At 43.1% G+C, this 17238-nt stretch carries 18 protein-coding genes; 9 read left to right on the top strand and 9 right to left on the bottom strand.

The window, feature by feature from the left end:
* Nucleotides 1–236: 236 nt before the first annotated feature.
* On the bottom strand, nucleotides 237–680 hold the full coding sequence (gene tnpA, locus JGK14_RS21430) for an IS200/IS605 family transposase (RefSeq protein WP_293192587.1): 444 nt from the start codon (nucleotides 678–680) through the stop codon (nucleotides 237–239).
* A gap of 460 nt (nucleotides 681–1140) precedes the next feature.
* Between tnpA and JGK14_RS21425 the strand changes: the two genes are divergently transcribed.
* Together JGK14_RS21425 and JGK14_RS21420 are read left to right on the top strand one after the other, a co-directional pair.
* On the top strand, nucleotides 1141–2619 hold the full coding sequence (locus JGK14_RS21425) for a hypothetical protein (RefSeq protein WP_325315460.1): 1479 nt from the start codon (nucleotides 1141–1143) through the stop codon (nucleotides 2617–2619).
* 44 nt (nucleotides 2620–2663) lie between these two features.
* Nucleotides 2664–4142, top strand: a complete 1479-nt coding sequence (locus tag JGK14_RS21420) for a TldD/PmbA family protein (protein ID WP_325315459.1) — start codon at nucleotides 2664–2666, stop codon at nucleotides 4140–4142.
* Here JGK14_RS21420 and JGK14_RS21415 read toward each other — a convergent pair.
* Nucleotides 4120–4248 (bottom strand): hypothetical protein, encoded by a 129-nt coding sequence (locus JGK14_RS21415; RefSeq protein ID WP_293192581.1) that lies wholly within the window; start codon nucleotides 4246–4248, stop codon nucleotides 4120–4122. The two genes, JGK14_RS21420 and JGK14_RS21415, sit on opposite strands and share 23 nt — an antisense overlap.
* 69 nt (nucleotides 4249–4317) lie before the next feature.
* Between JGK14_RS21415 and JGK14_RS21410 the strand changes: the two genes are divergently transcribed.
* A complete protein-coding gene (locus JGK14_RS21410) occupies nucleotides 4318–5664 on the top strand; it encodes a TldD/PmbA family protein (protein WP_293226274.1) in 1347 nt (448 codons plus the stop codon).
* 205 nt (nucleotides 5665–5869) lie between these two features.
* Complete coding sequence (locus JGK14_RS21405) at nucleotides 5870–6349, top strand: GNAT family N-acetyltransferase (protein WP_325315458.1); 480 nt, start codon at nucleotides 5870–5872, stop codon at nucleotides 6347–6349.
* A gap of 29 nt (nucleotides 6350–6378) precedes the next feature.
* Here the strand turns inward: JGK14_RS21405 and JGK14_RS21400 are convergent, their stop codons facing one another.
* From JGK14_RS21400 to JGK14_RS21390, 3 genes are all read right to left on the bottom strand, one after another.
* Nucleotides 6379–7440 (bottom strand): sucrase ferredoxin, encoded by a 1062-nt coding sequence (locus JGK14_RS21400; RefSeq protein WP_325315457.1) that lies wholly within the window; start codon nucleotides 7438–7440, stop codon nucleotides 6379–6381.
* Between the two features lie 73 nt (nucleotides 7441–7513).
* Nucleotides 7514–8662: a cupin domain-containing protein gene (locus tag JGK14_RS21395; protein WP_293218454.1), complete on the bottom strand. Its 1149-nt coding sequence runs from the start codon at nucleotides 8660–8662 to the stop codon at nucleotides 7514–7516.
* A gap of 159 nt (nucleotides 8663–8821) precedes the next feature.
* Nucleotides 8822–8974, bottom strand: coding sequence for a hypothetical protein (locus JGK14_RS21390; RefSeq protein WP_293186292.1), 153 nt, complete (start codon nucleotides 8972–8974; stop codon nucleotides 8822–8824).
* A 649-nt stretch (nucleotides 8975–9623) separates the two neighbouring features.
* Here JGK14_RS21390 and JGK14_RS21385 point away from each other — a divergent pair.
* From JGK14_RS21385 to JGK14_RS21375, 3 genes are all read left to right on the top strand, one after another.
* Nucleotides 9624–10748, top strand: a complete 1125-nt coding sequence (locus tag JGK14_RS21385; protein ID WP_325315456.1) for a THUMP domain-containing class I SAM-dependent RNA methyltransferase — start codon at nucleotides 9624–9626, stop codon at nucleotides 10746–10748.
* A gap of 65 nt (nucleotides 10749–10813) precedes the next feature.
* The gene (gene yhdJ, locus JGK14_RS21380; protein ID WP_293186295.1) at nucleotides 10814–11665 is read left to right on the top strand and encodes an adenine-specific DNA-methyltransferase; all 852 of its coding nucleotides are present in this window, start codon (nucleotides 10814–10816) and stop codon (nucleotides 11663–11665) included.
* A 4-nt stretch (nucleotides 11666–11669) separates the two neighbouring features.
* Nucleotides 11670–12815 (top strand): restriction endonuclease, encoded by a 1146-nt coding sequence (locus JGK14_RS21375; protein ID WP_325315455.1) that lies wholly within the window; start codon nucleotides 11670–11672, stop codon nucleotides 12813–12815.
* 71 nt (nucleotides 12816–12886) lie between these two features.
* Here the strand turns inward: JGK14_RS21375 and JGK14_RS21370 are convergent, their stop codons facing one another.
* Nucleotides 12887–13306, bottom strand: coding sequence for a peptidylprolyl isomerase (locus tag JGK14_RS21370; RefSeq protein WP_293226266.1), 420 nt, complete (start codon nucleotides 13304–13306; stop codon nucleotides 12887–12889).
* Nucleotides 13307–13542: 236 nt separating this feature from the next.
* A complete protein-coding gene (locus JGK14_RS21365) occupies nucleotides 13543–14412 on the bottom strand; it encodes a prohibitin family protein (protein WP_293226263.1) in 870 nt (289 codons plus the stop codon).
* A gap of 144 nt (nucleotides 14413–14556) precedes the next feature.
* On the opposite strand from JGK14_RS21365, the gene JGK14_RS21360 reads away from it, so the two are divergent.
* Together JGK14_RS21360 and JGK14_RS21355 are read left to right on the top strand one after the other, a co-directional pair.
* Nucleotides 14557–15345: an RNA ligase family protein gene (locus tag JGK14_RS21360; protein ID WP_293277110.1), complete on the top strand. Its 789-nt coding sequence runs from the start codon at nucleotides 14557–14559 to the stop codon at nucleotides 15343–15345.
* Nucleotides 15346–15430: 85 nt separating this feature from the next.
* The gene (locus JGK14_RS21355; protein WP_325315454.1) at nucleotides 15431–16600 is read left to right on the top strand and encodes an AAA family ATPase; all 1170 of its coding nucleotides are present in this window, start codon (nucleotides 15431–15433) and stop codon (nucleotides 16598–16600) included.
* Here the strand turns inward: JGK14_RS21355 and JGK14_RS21350 are convergent, their stop codons facing one another.
* The gene (locus JGK14_RS21350) at nucleotides 16601–16774 is read right to left on the bottom strand and encodes an HAD family hydrolase (RefSeq protein WP_325315453.1); all 174 of its coding nucleotides are present in this window, start codon (nucleotides 16772–16774) and stop codon (nucleotides 16601–16603) included.
* 235 nt (nucleotides 16775–17009) lie between these two features.
* Nucleotides 17010–17225: an acetyltransferase gene (locus tag JGK14_RS21345; RefSeq protein WP_293186305.1), complete on the bottom strand. Its 216-nt coding sequence runs from the start codon at nucleotides 17223–17225 to the stop codon at nucleotides 17010–17012.
* Between the last annotated feature and the right edge of the window lie 13 nt (nucleotides 17226–17238).

Raw genomic sequence — 17238 nt, 5'->3', positions numbered from 1 at the left:
GCGACTCGATACAGAAAAAACTTATCTTTAACCAAGCTTGAATATATTGATCGCTCCTGCTCTTGGTTGGCAATCAATTATTCAGCAAGCCCTAATTAGAAATCACCGATTAGAATCTTCAACCCGCGGAGGCGGGTTTTGTTTGTGTAGACGCGGTTTCAACCGCCGGGTAATTAGAAATCACCGATTGGAATCTTCAACCCGCGGAGGCGGGTTTGGTTTGTGTAGACGCGGTTTCAACCGCCGGGTGGATGGGAAATCATGGGATGATTGGAAACCCATTCCCATTCAGGAATCATTGATTTTTGACGGTGGTGAACAGCCTGATTTCTGATATAGTTAGCCACATTGTCGATCGCATCACGGCTAACCGTAAACGCCCCATAGCTACCTTGCCATTTAAAAAAAACACCAGGTTTAAGTTCGTGAGTTACTAAATGAGAAGAACTACCCTTAACTTCTTTAATAATTTCAGCTATTGTCAAAGTTGACGGAAAACCGACTAGCAAATGTACATGATCCTCTATACCGCCAATAGCAATTACAGTGCATTTTAAATTATTACATTTTCCAATAATCACCGCATAAATTGCTTCTTGAATATCGGGAGTAATCAAAGGCAATCTATCCCAGGTTGCCCAAACATAGTGTACATACAACTGCGTGAAATTATCTCTCATTTTTCATACAATATATGAAATTTATCTTCAACCCGCATACCAGATGAAAAATCACCGATTGAAATCTTCAACCCGCGGAGGCGGGTTTTGTCTGTGTAGCCGCGGTTTCAACCGCCGGGTGATTGAAAACCACCGGGTCAAATCTTCAACCCGCGCACCATCCGGGTTTTGTCTGTGTAGCCGCGGTTTCAACCGCCGGGTGATTAGAAACCTCCGGGATTGATTGACGGCACAATGAAATCATAATGATTATATTCTAATTGAGGCCCCGGCGATTGGAAATCGCGGCTACACAAACAATGTCCGCCTCCGCGGACTAAGAGGGTATTCGGAGATTAGGAATCGGCGATTGAGGAATTCGGAGATTAGGCCCCGGCGGTTGAAACCGCGGCTACACAAACAATGTCCGCCTCCGCGGACTAAGATTGAATTAATATCACGTTTCATCCCGGATTCGATTATGCAGGAACCACCGCAAATTAAAAATCCCAGCATTACCCTCTATCCTTTCCACTTGCGGGATGATAGCGATGAAGGCTATGACGCAGTAGCCAAAAATGCTCAATCCCTGTGGGAAAATTTAGCAGATAATGTCGGCACACAATTTAACAGCAACGAACTAAAATCTCTCCGAGAAAAGCTAATTTGTTACAAAGACAAACAGTATTATCCTCAAGGCGAACAGGAAAAACCCAATAATCGCGAACTGCTGATTCCCGATGGCAAAACTCTGGATTTACAACCAATTACTCAGCCAGATAACCAGAAACTTGATGGTTCAATTTATGCCCTGCGAATTCACGATACTTATACCGCAGATTTGACATTTTACTATCGAAATGCGACAATCAAAGTAGCTGACTTAAATCAATTAAATCCCCAAGGTTGTTTGTTACCAAACGCAATTAAACCGTCCCTAGGACAAACTTTATTGTTGTACGCCGCACCAGCAGTTTATGGTACTTACCGCAAGCTAGCTGACGAATCCGTTACAGCTTTTGTTCACAATCAACAGCAAGCATTACCAGAGTTTCGCGCGTCAGGGATATTATTTGGGAGTCCGATTTTTGAGTATAACAGCCGCGAAGATGATGCGTCTAAACGATGTCACATTCTAGTATGGTTACAAGACAATCCCCAAACTTTGCAATTCGCAACCTCAACGTTTAATTCTTATTTGATGAATCTGTTGTGTTCTCGTGCTAAAATTGTATTTGTGTATCGCGAAGCTCGGAAAAGATATCGCAATGCACAGAAAATTGTGGGCGAGTTAGAAAAGAAGCTTCCTAAATTCGGTGAAATTGAAAGGGAAGCAGATAGACAAGTTAAGCTGCGGAAGTTAAAGGAATTGCTGGCTGAAATCCGCACCAAAATGTTTGATTGTACTCAGCAAGTGCGGTATTTGCAAGAAGATAGAAATACCATTGATATTAATGCTGAAAATTATGGTGAGACATTGACAAAAATTAGGAATTTGTCCATCGTCGGTGATAATCTGGATTTTTTGCAGAGGTTTCTAGATTTGGCTGAGGATACATATCAGCGGCAAATTGAAATCGATTTAAACTACCTAATTGCTAGTCAAGATTTGTTCCACCAGTCGATATCCACTGTGCGCGGGATGGTGGAAATAGAACAGGTGGAATCGGACAGGGAACAAATGGAATTATACAGGGACGAGGAAGACAATGAGAAAAAGCGCGATCGCCAACTTGAGAATATCATATTCTTTGTCGGAACTGCGATCGGTGGTGGCCAAATCTTCTCCGCAGCCTATCCTCTCATCAAGAAGGAGACACCGATTCAATGGTTTCCCGATATCTCTCTCCCGCTGCATCCCTTTGCTGCGACAATTCTCTGGAGTCTCGTATTTGGCTTAGTATTTGGCTGGTTAATGCTGGGTATCGTCGCCCCGTTGATTCGGAAAATATTTCGATAGTAGCGCTATAATGATTGATAACTCATAACAAATGACTAATAACTATGGTACAATTAACCGCAAAAGTCTCTGCTAAGGAGTTAGCAAATTTAGCCGTAAGTTTGATTCGGAAAACAGGTTGCGAATACGGTGATGTGCGTTTTTGTAGTTATCGAAGGCAGAGTCTCTACGCGCGCGATCGCTCTTTAAGCAATATCTCCGATAATGTAAGTTCCGGTTTTGGCGTGCGAGTGCTGCTAGACGGCGCTTGGGGCTTTGCCGCCAGTCACAGCAAAACACCCGCAGAGGTTGCCAGAATCGTCGCTTTGGCTGTAGAAATTGCTAAGGGTAGTCGCTTGACTCAACAGGAACCGGTGCGCTTAGTTCCCGTCGAAAAATATGTCGATACTTACATAACTCCGATCGCAATTGACCCATTTTCTGTACCCGTTGCTGACAAAGCCGAACTTTTATTAACCATCAACGAGCGACTGCTAGCCCACGATTCACAAGGCATCAAAAAAGCTTATTCTTTTTTGCAGGCAAACCGCGAAGACAAGGTTTTTGCTTCCACAGAAGGCTCGCTAATCGAACAAACAATCTACCGCAGCTATCCGGGTTTGGGCTGTACCGCAATTGCGGGCGGCGATGCCCAAAGTCGCAGTTACGAACGCCCGCCGCTAAATATCGGTTACGAACACATTAATCCCGATGATTTGCTTAGTCAAATAGACAGAGTTGCGGCCGAAGCGATTGAGAAAGTCGCTGCGCCTAAAGTTCCGGCTGGTATTTGCAAATCCCTGATTCTCAAGCCGACAAATTTGTTTCTGACCATCCACGAATCCGTCGGACATCCAACGGAATTAGACAGAGTTTACGGTTACGAATCTAACTTTGCCGGCACGAGTTTTGCTACTACCGATAAATTGAATAAGCTGCAATACGCTGCGCCTTGGGTGAACTTTAAGTGCGATCGCACTCAACCGGCCGGCCGCGGTACAATGGGTTACGACGACGAGGGTGTAAAATCACAGGATTGGTACGTTGTCAAGGATGGAATTTTAGTTGATTATCTGACAGATAGAGAAACAGCTTATCGCCTCGGACGTGCCAGCAGCAACGGTTCTGCCTGCGCTGACAGTTGGTCGAGTGTACCGATGGTGAGAATTCCGAATTTGGGATTGGAACCAGGCCCGGATGGCGGCAGTCATACTGCTACTTTGGATCAGATGATTGCTGATACGGAAGATGGGATTTTAATTGACGGTATTGGCAGTTTTTCGATTGACCAACAGCGGCGCAATTTCCAATTCGGTGGCGATGCTTTTTGGAAGGTGGAAAAAGGTAAAGTTGTCGGTATGTTGAAGGATGTAACTTATCATTCGATGAGCACTGATTTTTGGAATCAAGTAGATGCGATCGGGCCTGCTTCGGAACGGGTTCAATGCGGTACTAATATGTGCGGTAAAGGTGAACCGATGCAGGTTGCTCAAATGACTCACGCTTGTGTGCCGGTGCGGGTTAGGGATATTCAAATTGGGTAATTGGTAATTGGTAATTGGTAATTGGTAATTGGTAATTGGAAGTAACAAATAACCAATTCAAAATTATCAATCCCCAATTATCAATTTCTAATTCCGAATTCCCCATTACCTATTCCCCATTCCCCATTACCTATTCCCCATTCCCCATTCCCCATTACCTATTCCCCATTCCATCATGATTTTAACAACATCTTCCGCAATTTTAAGTGAAGACCAAGCCTTATCTTTGGTAGAAAAGGTGGTCAAACAATCGGAAGCAGAGGAAGTATTTGTCAGTCTCTATACTGGCGAAGAATCTCTCTCCAGATTTTCGGAAAATCAAATCAGTCAAAATATCAGCAAGACTGTATTTAGGCTCAACATTACTAGCTATTTCGGCAATAAAAGCGCTTCTGCATCTGTGACAGATTTTGATGAAGATACGATCGCCCAAACGGTCAAACGATCGCAGGAATTAGCCAAAATTGCCCCCGCAGACCCCGAATGGATGCCCTTGCTGCCCCCTCAAACCTACGATTTACCCCTGCCCGCGTTTGATGAAGCAACGGCGGCTGTATCGCCTCTAGCCCGCGCTGAAATGGTGCGACAAGCTTGTGCGATCGCATCTCAGGAAGGTGCAGATGCTTCCGGTACTTTGAGCGCTGAAACTTCGCTGTACGCGATCGCCTCGTCAACCGGACTCCGCGCCTGCAACCATTCTACAGAGGCGAATTTCGGCTTTACAGCCCGCATCGGAGACGGTTCTAGCTGGACGGAAAGCACGGCTTGGGGTATCAATCAACTACCAGTAGCGGCATTAGCAGCGCAAGTTGTCGATCGCGCGAAAGCATCCCGCAACCCCCGCGAAATCACTCCGGGCGTGTATCCTGTAATCTTTGATGGCGCTGCGTTTGCGGATTTGTTACCGTGGATTATTTGGGGAATGGATGCGCGGGCGGCGGATGAAGGGCGATCGTTTATGTCGATCGCAGATGCAGCCGGGAAACCCGCTGGAAACCGCGCTGGTGAACAACTTTTCAGCCCGTTAGTGCAGGTACAGCGCGATCCGAGTCATCCTTTGTTGCGATCGAATAATTTTTTCGGCGATGGATTGAGTAATAGCTATTTGGAAATCATCAAAAATGGCGTTCCTCAAAGTTTATCTTATTCCCGCTACTGGGCGGCACAAAAAGGCAAAGAATCAAAAGGTGCTTATTACCCGATCGCGATGACAGGTTCCGACCAAAGTTTAGCAGATTTAATCGCTCAAACCGATCGCGGAATTTTCGTCAGTCGAGCTTGGTATGTCAACTACGTCAATCCCAAAACATCGGAAGTAACGGGCATGACTCGCGACGGTACTTTCTGGATTGAAAATGGTAAGATTGTTTATCCGATTAAAAATTTCCGTTTCAATCAAGTTTTACCTGATATGTTGCGCGATGTCGATGCAGTTACCGAGGCGAAACGTTACGGCGGTAATGTCGTGCCCGGAGTGCGCGTGAAAGCTTTTAATTTCACCAGTATTACTGATAGTTTGTAACTCCATATTTCCCATAATTTGTAGGGGCGGGTTCACCAACAATAATTGCCTAAAACCCATAATCTCGTAAACCCGCCCCCACCCAAAATTCCCCATAATATGTAGGGGCGGGTTCACCAACAATAATTGCCCAAAACCCACAATCTCGTAAACCCGCCCCCGCCCAACGACAAATTATAATCTACCTCTTCAATCCGATCGAAAAATGCTGCAACTAGACATCCGTGAAGTCAACAACCAACAAGAATTAGCAGAAATGTTCGATCAGCGGTGGTTGGTTTTGCGATCGCCCCTGGGCATGGAAAGAGGTAGCGAAAGGGACGATCGCGAAAACGGTGCTTGTCATATCATAGCAAAGGGCGATCGTACAATTATCGGATCGGGCAGACTCCGAGAATTATCCCCAGAATTGGGAAGCATCTCTTATATTGCTGTACTTCCTGAATTTCAAAACCAGGGAATCGGCACTAAACTAATGGAAAGACTGATCGCGGAAGCTAAGGAAAAGAATTTCAAAACTGTTAGATTAATGTCTCGCATTAACGCCGTTAAATTTTACAAAAACCTCGGATTTATAGAAAAAGACAATCCCTTTGAATACCTGGGAATCCCGCACATATTCATGGAGTTGAAGACGGCGGTTGAAACCGCGTCTATACAGACAAAACCCGCCTCCGCGGGTTGAACACAACGGTTGAAATTAGGTTATTTTATTTAGTCCGCGGAGGCGGACATCGTTTGTGTAGACGCGGTTTCAACCGCCGTCTTATCTCTACGAAAATCCCGAAAAGGATAAATCACAAACCTTGACTCCTCTTTCTTCGAGTAAAAGTAAGAATATTTTACCAAATATTTGACAAACTCTGACTCTTGCTTAGCGCCGCAGGAACCTTTCAACCTGACTGTTTTAGCTTCATCTTTAACCAACTCAGCCCGATAGATATAAGTGCCATCTACGTTTTCAAAAGTTAATTCAGCAACAAAATCATCATTTTCAGGATTTTTATCTACAATACAGCCTGAGACTTTGTAGTTGAACCAATCCCACCCGTAGCGGATGATGAATTCTCGTTCCAAAACCTGAATTTGGTTCGGCAAAATCCCCCAACCCCGATAAACCTGATTCAAACATTCAATATCGCCCGATCGCGTTAGAATAGATTTGAACGAAATGCGATCGAGATTTCCGTAATATCTGCCGTCACGCAAATCAATCGCAGTCGGCGCCATGCGGTGTCCGCCAAAATGACTAGATTTCCAAACACGAACATCACTCAATTCTAACTCCGAAACCAAAGCCGTTGCTTGGGCATAAAAAGGATTGCCATATCTCGCGCAACATCTATCATGACTCCCGTGAGTGCAAACCAAAATATCTCTACTTGGGTTATTTTCAACTTCGCAATCCGGGACTTCTCCAGCTAAATAGCTTTTGACAATTGCCGCTACTTGCTCAATATTACTCGCGTTAAATTCGTATTTTTCGTAGCCCTCAAAAAGTGCTTGACTTTTGTTATCATAAATCAACACTTTGCGCTGATCGGCACATTTAGTTTGGTCGCTATTTATCAACAAAAATCTAATTTTTTGCTTTGAATGCTCTACTTCCTCCACCAAATCCCTGAGATTCTGGGGCACTTGTTTGGAATCAAAAGCTTCTGATTCCCAAGGCAAACAGCACTCAATCAATATATAGGTTTGGTAATTCGTACCAGTACCAATAATATCCTCTTGAACGCATTTAGAAGCATCAGCGCAAAAAAAAGTGTCCGGCATTTTTTACCTCGTTATGTGTCATAAATTACTCTTTTAACAACCCATTCATTACAGCTAGTACCCTTCTCTAGTTTTAACCAACAAAAATCACTCCGTCAACTACTAACTTAGACAAAAGTGGCACTACATCTATTTCCCAATCATAATCTGGCAACCAATCCATCACATCTTCTCCTGTAAAAAATTCTGTACTGAATAGATTGTCCATAAATTTCTCCGTTACTCCTTTCAGAGATACTTCTTTACCTCCAACAACAACTTTGTATCCACACCCGTCAGGCAATTCGCGAATTCTCACCCGCAGAAACTTGGGAATCCTAAACTTAGTTTGAATCCCGTAGGGAAAAATGTTGAACCCTGCTTGATAAGGGAGAGAGTATTTCGCCACTGGTTTTGCTAAACTGTCAAGGTAGCTGCTGTACTCTTCTCCAAGATTTTTACTGTTTGCGTAGCGGTGCAATTCAGTAATTAAATTATTTACACTTACATCAATGGAATCTGGATTTATTCGCAGCGGTAAACTTTGACGCCACTCTTCTTGTTGTCGCAATTCGCCCACCAACCATTCTAAAACGTCAATTCCAGTTTTGCAGTGAATTCCTAATGTTAAATGCAGCGATGGTTCATCTGAAGCAACTGCATAATGCCAATGTCCGCGCGGTATGTAAAGCACATCTCCTGGGTGCAAAGTGCAGGTTAAATATGGTGGAGTTTCTGGTGGCGAAAATGCGGAGGATTTTTGGTCGATCAGCGGGTATTTAATTGTGTCGGCAAATACATACCACTGCTTAATCCCGTCTGTTTGCAAGATGAAAACTTCGTGGGTATCGTAGTGGGAAGAAAACCCCTGTTTTTCCGGCCAAGAACAATAGGCATTTACTTGGTTTGGATAACCTAAGTCTGCTTTTATTTCTGCTGCAAATTCAGCTATTTCTGGGATGAGTTTGTGAACTTGATTGACGATTAAAGTTGCTCCCGATTGGCACAGTTTTATGAGATTGACGTTTTCGCTGGCGTCGAGAACTTTTCCTGCTACTGCTAAGCGAATGTCGGGATATTTTAATTCGTGAAAGTTGAGCAGGTAGTTGAGTTTTTCCCAGGAAAATAAATGTGCAAAGTCTTTTTTCCCTTCGCTGGGAATGACAACTGCTTTGTTTGTCCAGTTGTTATTTAGAAAATCTTCGAGATTGTATGGTTTGATTAAATTGGCGATCGATCGCATAAATTCTATTGATAAAACTTCTCAATAAATTTTGAACAATTGAATAATTGAGGACAATGCTTTACGCTTGCCCTCAATTACTCCACATTTCCCGACAGACAACAGTAAAATCTACTACTTGTTGCTTGGGGATGCGAAGTCTAACTGAAAAACCTGCTATTACTCGTTGGTAACATCGCTGCCATCGGCATCAACATTAAGCGCAGAAGAGATATTTTTAGCTGTGGCGTGCTTGGCAATTTCCTTGACTTCTACTTGGATTTTGCTAGCGCGGGACAGTTTGAGAGCAGATCCGTTGATTGCCTTTGACATAATGGTCTCCAATTGTTGTATGACACCCATTTAGCTGAAATTTTCCCTGACTGTGACGTTAGGGCTTGAATTCTCAACTTTGACTAGAAGCCTAACATGAAGTCAATAAAATGTGCAAGTAGTTAAGAATACTTTTCAACAAGCGGGCTGCAAGGGTACTTCAGACCCCTTGCTAACCCAGTTGACAATTAAGCACAAATCCTCTCTAGCTATTGATTCTGGACATTCAGTAGTCGCGGGCTAGCCCGATCGCCCTTACGCACATACTGCTAAACCGGCAATCCACTCTTGACAATAAGTAGTAAAAATATCAGTCTTTTGAAACAGAGGCATCTACCTTAAGGTAGAGTGTTGTTTGTGAGACTTAGGATTAAAACGAGCTACTATCTAATTTGGGCGATCGAGAAAAACCGATTCCCAATCCCCAACCACCTATAGCGGTTATCAGAAAGATGAGGTATGTTGTTGGGCTTTAGCCCTCTTAGCTTAAGGGTGATAATAAGCTGTCAGTCATACCTCATCTTTTTGAGAAAGGCTATAGCTATTTCTTCCCTCCTACATCCGTTAACATCCGTTAACATCCGTTACATCCGTTACATCCGTTACATCCCGTACATTGCTCGCTGCCGAACTTCCTTCGTAATCATCAATGAATCAATATTTTGCTACAGTTGCGCGCGGTTTAGAAACCATTGCCGCCCAAGAATTAGAAAGTTTAGGGGCGCAAGATGTCAAGCCCGATTTTACAGGAGTTTACTTCGCGGGCGATCGCGCTTTATTGTACCGCGTCAATCTGTGGTCGAGAACTATTTTTCGAGTGCTAATGCCGATCGCCGAATTCCGGTGTTACGACTCAAATATGCTCTACCGCGAAGTCCAGAAAATTCCTTGGGACGAATACCTAGAGCCTCACAATACATTAGCAGTCAACTGTACCGGTGGCAACGAAAATTTAAATCACACCCACTTTACAGCATTGCAGGTCAAAAATGCGATCGCCGACCAACAGCGCCTGCAATTTAACAAACGTTCCAATGTTGATGTCGAAAATCCCGACTTACTAATTAACCTTCACATCCATCGAGACCGCGCTATTTTGAGCTTAGACAGTTCCGGCGGCAGTTTGCACCGCCGGGGATATCGCCCCGCAATGGGGCTGGCTCCGCTCAAAGAAACCCTCGCTGCGGCCCTGTTAGAGATGGCCGAATGGACGGCAGATTTACCATTTTTAGACCCGATGTGCGGTTCCGGAACTTTGCCTTTGGAAGCGACTTTAAAGGCCTTGAACATTGCGCCTGGATTGTTTCGAGACAAGTTTGGATTTATGACGTGGCGCGATTTTGACGAACCTTTGTGGGATAAATTGTGGGCTGAAGCTGAAAACAGCGAATTGCCCGAACTTAAAGAAATAATCGCCGGGTGCGATCGCGATTCTGATATGTTAGATCAAGCTCGCATCAACGCCCAGCAAGCAGGTATTTCAGGTAAAATCAAGTTTGCTCGTACCGAGTTATCCGAGTTGGAAGCACCGACAGATAGAGGCGTTCTGATTTGCAATCCTCCCTACGGAGAGCGCCTGGGAGATGCTAGCGAATTGGGAGATTTGTACAAGATGTTGGGCGATATTTTCAAGCAGCGTTTTAAAGGTTGGAATGCGTTTATTTTGACTGGAAATAAGGAGTTGGGTAAACAGGTTGGACTCAGAACATCGAAGCGAATTCCGGTTTTCAATGGCTCGATTCCCTGTACTTTGCTCAAATATGAACTGTATTGAGGAGTTCTAGTAAATATCAACTCTAGCTGACAAAATGACGTATTGATTGGAAAAGATTAGGCAAAATGAAAATCTTTGAAGTAGACAGACACAAGCTCATATTGGGAGATGTGTTAGAAGTCCTTTCTCATGAAATTAAAGACAACTCAGTCGATTTGATTTTTGCCGATCCTCCCTATAATATTGGCAAAGACTTCAATGGTTTTAAAGACAAGTGGGAATCAGAGAGCGATTATTTAGAATGGAGTTATACCTGGTTGAATTTATGTATTGATAAGCTCAAGCACAACGGCAGCTTGTATCTGATGGCTTCAACTCAATGTATGCCTTACTTCGATTTATATTTGCGCGATCGTTTGACAATTCTTTCACGAATAGTGTGGTACTATGACAGTTCGGGAGTCCAAGCAAAAAAATACTACGGTTCTCTGTACGAACCTATTTTATATTGTGTCAAAGACAAACGAAATTATACATTTAATTCCTCCGATATTCTGGTAGAGGCAAAAACCGGCTCAGTCAGAAAACTAATTGATTACCGCAAGTCTACACCATCAGTATATAATTCTCAAAAAGTTCCAGGTAATGTATGGGAGTTTCCGAGAGTCAGATATCGTATGCCTGAGTACGAAGATCACCCTACCCAAAAACCAACATCTTTGTTAGAACGAATTGTCAAAGCAAGTAGTAATGAGGGAGACGTTGTATTAGACGTATTTTCTGGGACTTTTACCACATCATTTGTTGCCAAACAGCTTAAGAGAAAGTCAATCGGAATAGAATTACAAAACAAGTATGTAGAAATAGGATTAAATAGGTTACAAGCTACTTATAATGACAAAAAAGAGCAGCAAACATCGGAAATAAATCCTGGTGAAACTTCACCCACACAGTTAACACTTAACTTACAACTTTGATTCAATGGAACACGAGTTTACTAAAACAATCAAGCAAATTTTAGCAGAAAATTTGGGCGCGTCTGGCGAGCAAATATTTACTGGAAGCGAGCTAATTCAATATTTGAATATCAAAACTAAATCTGCAAATAGAGGCTCAAAATCAAGAGGGAGTTTTGCGAATTTATATGCTATCTATGTTTTAGTTGAAGACTATTTTTTAAGAGGTTTTCATCAAAGCGATATGTATTCAGATTATGCAGGTGCAGTTTATACAAATATTTTTAAGAGACAGCGCGAATTACCGTTTGGACAAAAGCTTCAAAACCATGCTTTGAACCACAGGCTTAATGAAGAATTTAAAAGATATTTTCCTACTTGTGACTTTATCCCAGTTCTGAGAAATCCCAAAACTAACAGGTATTGGTTTAACGAAAATTTATTAAAAGTTAAAATTCAGGAAAATGTACATAACATAGCAGAAACAGTAATTCAAATCATTGATGCTTACGTTGAAGCTAAGAGAGATAGCTTTGACAAGTTTCTGCAACTTTGTAAAGAGGCTCAAGCATTGACCCAGAAGCAAGTAATACAATTTATCAAACAAATAGTTGCACCAACTGTAGATGCTAGAATATTCGAGATAGTCAGCTACAGTATCTTAAAATACTACTATAGTGACATATATATCTATTGGGGTTATGAGCTTGATAGGCTCCAGCAAGAAAATTTACAACTGTTTAAAACAGGTCGGACAAATGCAAATGATGGCGGAATTGATTTTGTAATGAAGCCTCTAGGACGTTTTTTTCAGGTAACAGAAACTGTAGATATGAATAAATATTTCCTAGACATTGATACAATTGAAAGGTATCCGATAACATTTGTAGTTAAATCTTCAGATTCCGATATTGAGATTAGACGTAAAATTGAAGCGCAGGCTCGAAAACAGTATTCAATAAATGCGATCGTCTCGCGTTATATGGAATGTATAGAAGAAATAATCAATGTTGCTATTCTGATAGACAGATTTGAAGAAGCTGTTGCCAAAGGGTATTTAAATAATATATTAAATGAAATTATCAAGCAGAGCAAATTGGAATTTAATTATGAGGATGATGAAGAAAATTTAGAAATTGAACTGTTAGACACTTCCCTCGAAGATGAATGATTCAATTTCAACTAATATTGTTTGCAATAAGGACTAAAGTCCTTACTACAAACATCACTAATTACTGAAAATTAATGCTCGATTTTGAGCGAAATAATCTTGTCGCCTTGGCGGATCGCATTCACGACAGACATATCCTCAGTTTTGCCAAAAGTTGTGTGAACTCCGTCTAAATGAGACTGGGGAGAATGGCAAATAAAGAATTGGCTCCCACCCGTATCGCGGCCTGCGTGAGCCATCGATAAAGTGCCTGCCAAATGTTTGTTTGAGTTGATTTCACACTTGATTTTGTAGCCGGGCCCGCCAGTTCCTGTGCCTTTGGGACAGCCGCCTTGAACCATAAAGTTAGGAATGACTCGGTGAAAGCCCAATCCGTCGTAAAAACCTTTTTCCGCCAAGTCAACAAAATTTTTCACTGTATTCGGCGCATCCGCATCGAACAGTTCTAAATTGATTGTACCTTTGTCGGTTTCCATAATAGCGCGGGTCATAATTTCTCCTTGCTTCCTAAAATGAGTGTGCTGTCTGCGTTTTAATTGCGGACTTTGGTTTAATAGCGAAAGGTTTTAAGCTGTCGCTATATTTTGACTCTCAGAAGTGTAGCATACTCCGGCAAATCTCATAGGACTTCGGCAGGCTTTCTGAGCAAACCCGGTTTCGGGCGAGATTTGTGGTTAGCAAAGCCAACATTTTCCCAGAAACAAGGGTTCAGAGGGTAAGTGCTATTTTAATTGTCGATCGCTTTTGGGCGATCGGGTTCTTCCTGCATATCGTTCATATTAAAAATGAAAGGAACCCGACTCGAACCGCTACCCATAACCAATACCTTTGGCATCTGAGCGCCGCCGCTTCTCCAAGCTTCGATCGCCTCTTTTTGCAGAACCAAATCGCCGCCTTGAGCCTTCAGAGTTTCCGCCAAAAGTCTTTGAGCTTCAGCCCTACCTTGAGCGCGGTTAATATCAGCTTGAGCTTGTTGTTCAGCTTCTTGAGCAACATAAACAGCCCTTTGCGCCCGCTGTTCAGCAACCTGTTTCTCCTCAACCGCCTTCGCAAAATCTGTGGAGAATCGAATGTTAACAACGCTAGTATCAAGCACGATTACATCATACTTTGATAACCTTTCCTTAAGTGCACTATCAAAGTCTCGTTTCAGTTCGCTTCTTTGAGTAATAGATTGTTCGGCGGTTCTCAGCGCAGCGGCTGTTTTAAATGCTTCTTGCGTCTGAGGAGCAATAATTTTAGAAACTATATTCTCTAAAGTTCCTTGAGTCCTTCTGACATCTACTACTTTGGCAGGATCGAGGCGAAAATTGATCGCAAAACTAGCATTTAAATCCTGAAGGTCTTTAGTAGCACTCTGGGCGGGAACTTCAAATTTTTGCACTGTGACATCGTAGACATCTACCTTAGATATCAGCGGGGGTCTGAAGTGAAATCCCTCTAACAACGCTCCATCAGTCGCTTTTCCTAAAATGCTAACCACCCCTGCTTCACCTGGATTGATGACAACAAAAGAGTTGAAGCCCAGGAGTAGCGCGACTACTAATAGAATTCCAGCGATCGCTGACGTTACGCTCTGGAAACTTTGACTTTTCAAAATATACGCTCCTTTGTGATACATCTATTATAATGGTAATATACCTATTGTGAAAATCATTGTCCGAAAATTTGATTCAAAAGACTTTTACAATCTAGTCTAATGAATTGGCTGGCCTCTAAAATCTCAAATATAAAATCGGTTATGGAAATTGTCAAATATCCTAGAACTTATCACATCGAAGGTTCGCGTTTCCAGCCGGGAGATGAAGACCTCGACAGCGTGCCTTTTAGCGCTATTGCCGATCGCCCTTTAATTATCGAAGAAAAGGTAGACGGCGCCAATACAGGCATCAGCTTCGCGCCAGACGGGCAAATGCTGCTGCAAAGTCGCGGCCACTATCTCACCGGCGGGCCGCGAGAAAAGCATTTTAACTTATTCAAACAGTGGGCTTTCAGTCTCAGCGGAGTCCTGGGAGAAGTGCTGGGAAATCGTTATATTTTGTACGGCGAATGGCTTTATGCCAAACACACAGTTTTTTATGATTTTCTGCCACACTATTTTATGGAATACGACGTGCTGGACTTGGAAACCAGTCAGTTTTTGAGTACAGAAGCCCGCCGTCAGTTGTTAAGCGGAGTGCCGTTAGTGTCAGTTCCTGTTCTTTTTTCAGGAGTGGTAAAATCGCCCAATCACATGATGCAGTTTATGGACAAATCTAATTTTATTCAACCTGGACATTTGGAGCGGTTGCGCTTGCAATGCCGGGAATTGGGATTGGATGAAGAGCGCTGTTTGAAGGAGACTGATAATAGTAATGTTATGGAGGGTCTGTATATTAAAGTCGAAGCAGATGGAATTGTCAAGGCGCGTTATAAGTACGTGCGCGCTAGCTTTTTGACTGCGATTAAAAATGCGGAGGGACATTGGTTGAATCGCCCGATTGTACCGAATATTTTGCGTCCGGGTGCTGATTTATTTAATTTTAGCTAAGAGTCGGCGGTTGAAACCGCTGCTACACAAACAATGTCCGCCTCCGCGGACGAAGAAATTGCGTTATTAATAAATAGGTGAAACTATGACTGCTTTATTATCACACTCTGCAACTTGGACTTTTCCCTTTTGTCCAGAACCGCCCGATTGGTTCCTAGATTGGGAGAGCATTTACAATCATTTCGATTGGATTCAAAACTTAGAAGGATGCCAGCAAGATCCGATTTATCACGCTGAAGGTGATGTTTTAATTCATACCAAAATGGTCTGCGAAGCCTTAATATCCTCCCCCAAGTGGCGACAGCTTTCTGCGCCAGAACGTTCAATGCTTTTTGCGGCGGCTTTGCTGCACGATGTCGCAAAACCTGCTTTTACAAAGATAGAAGAAAATGGCAGAATTAGCTCGAAAGGTCACGCCCGTCAAGGTGCGAGGATGGTCAGACAAATTTTAGCTCAATTTGACCCGCCGGTGCAGTTTATCATTCGGGAGACTGTTTGCGCGATCGTCCAATTCGGCAGTTTACCCATCTGGCTGCTAGACAAACCCAACCCGCAGCAGTCTGTAATTAAGGCCAGTCAAGTTGTCCGCTGCGATTTCCTCGCACTTTTAGCAGAAGCAGACGTGCGCGGCCGCGAGTGTAGCGACAGACAAGAAATTCTGGATAAAATACAGCTATTTCGGGAGTTTTGTCAAGAAAATAATTGTTTGGATTCTCCGCGACAATTCGCCTCAGACCACAGCCGATTTATCTACTTCCGCAAAGACAACGGAAACCCCGATTATGAAGCATTTGATGATACTCGATGCGAAGTTGTTTTGATGTCGGGATTACCCGGAAGCGGTAAAGATTATTGGATTAAAGAAAATCTACCCAATTGGCCTGTTATTTCCTTGGATGCGCTGCGAAAAGAGATGAACGTTCATCCCGATCGAACTCCCGGAAATGTCATCGTAGAAGCTAAAAATCGTGCGCGGAAATACATGAAATCGGGACGTTCTTTTGTGTGGAATGCCACCAATACGACTAAACAAATGCGCCAGCAATTAATTAATTTCTTTGCTGGTTATCAAGCGCGTATTCGGATTGTTTACCTGGAAGTTCCCCTACAAGAAGTATTGCGGCGGAATCGATCGCGCACAGCAGCAGTCCCAGAAGCAGCCATTCAACGATTGGCTAATCGCCTCGACATTCCCGATCGCACGGAAGCGCATCAGGTAGAGTGGATTGTAGACTTCTTGCAAAAGTCCTTTTAATCAAATGTTAGTAGGTATAAGTTGGTCGCCTCCCATCCCAATTAGCGGGCGAACTTTCTCAAAAGGCACCTCGTATCTGTAAGCAGCAAACGCCTCTACCCAAGCTTGAGCGTGAGCATCATTGCTGAGTACAAGAGTGCCGTCAATATCGAGAATTACTGCTTGCAATTCCATAACTTATTGGCTGTTAGTGATGACAATAATTATTGCAAAAATCTCGTTTGTAGTAAGGACTTAAGTCCTTAAATAATTAACAAATCAGGGACTCAAATCTTTCTTAGGTACGTAGTTGCGCTTCAGCGCTCTTTCATAGATATAAGCAAAGAGCGCTGAAGCGCAACTACGTACCTTTATTAAGGTGACAGTTGCGTCCAAGACTTAATGAGTCAATCGAGGGCTGAAGTCCCTACTACGAACCTTGAGTTTTATAATTTTCCTCTGTCCAGCAGCGCGGCAGGACTTCACCGGAGGGAAAAACCAATTTATTCTTCTCAAAAGTAGTCGGCTCTTGCTCCTCTTCACCTGCTTGACTTTTGCCGCCCACCTCTGTTTTTGTAGGGCTGACTAAAGTCGCGATATCGATGATTTCTATCAAGTCGCCGGATTCTTTTTCTTGTAAAAGCATAGTTTCTCCTTGT

It is taken from the genome of Microcoleus sp. PH2017_28_MFU_U_A (assembly GCF_020738035.1).
Lineage (GTDB): Bacteria > Cyanobacteriota > Cyanobacteriia > Cyanobacteriales > Microcoleaceae > Microcoleus.
This window is presented reverse-complemented; position numbering and strand designations above follow the sequence as displayed.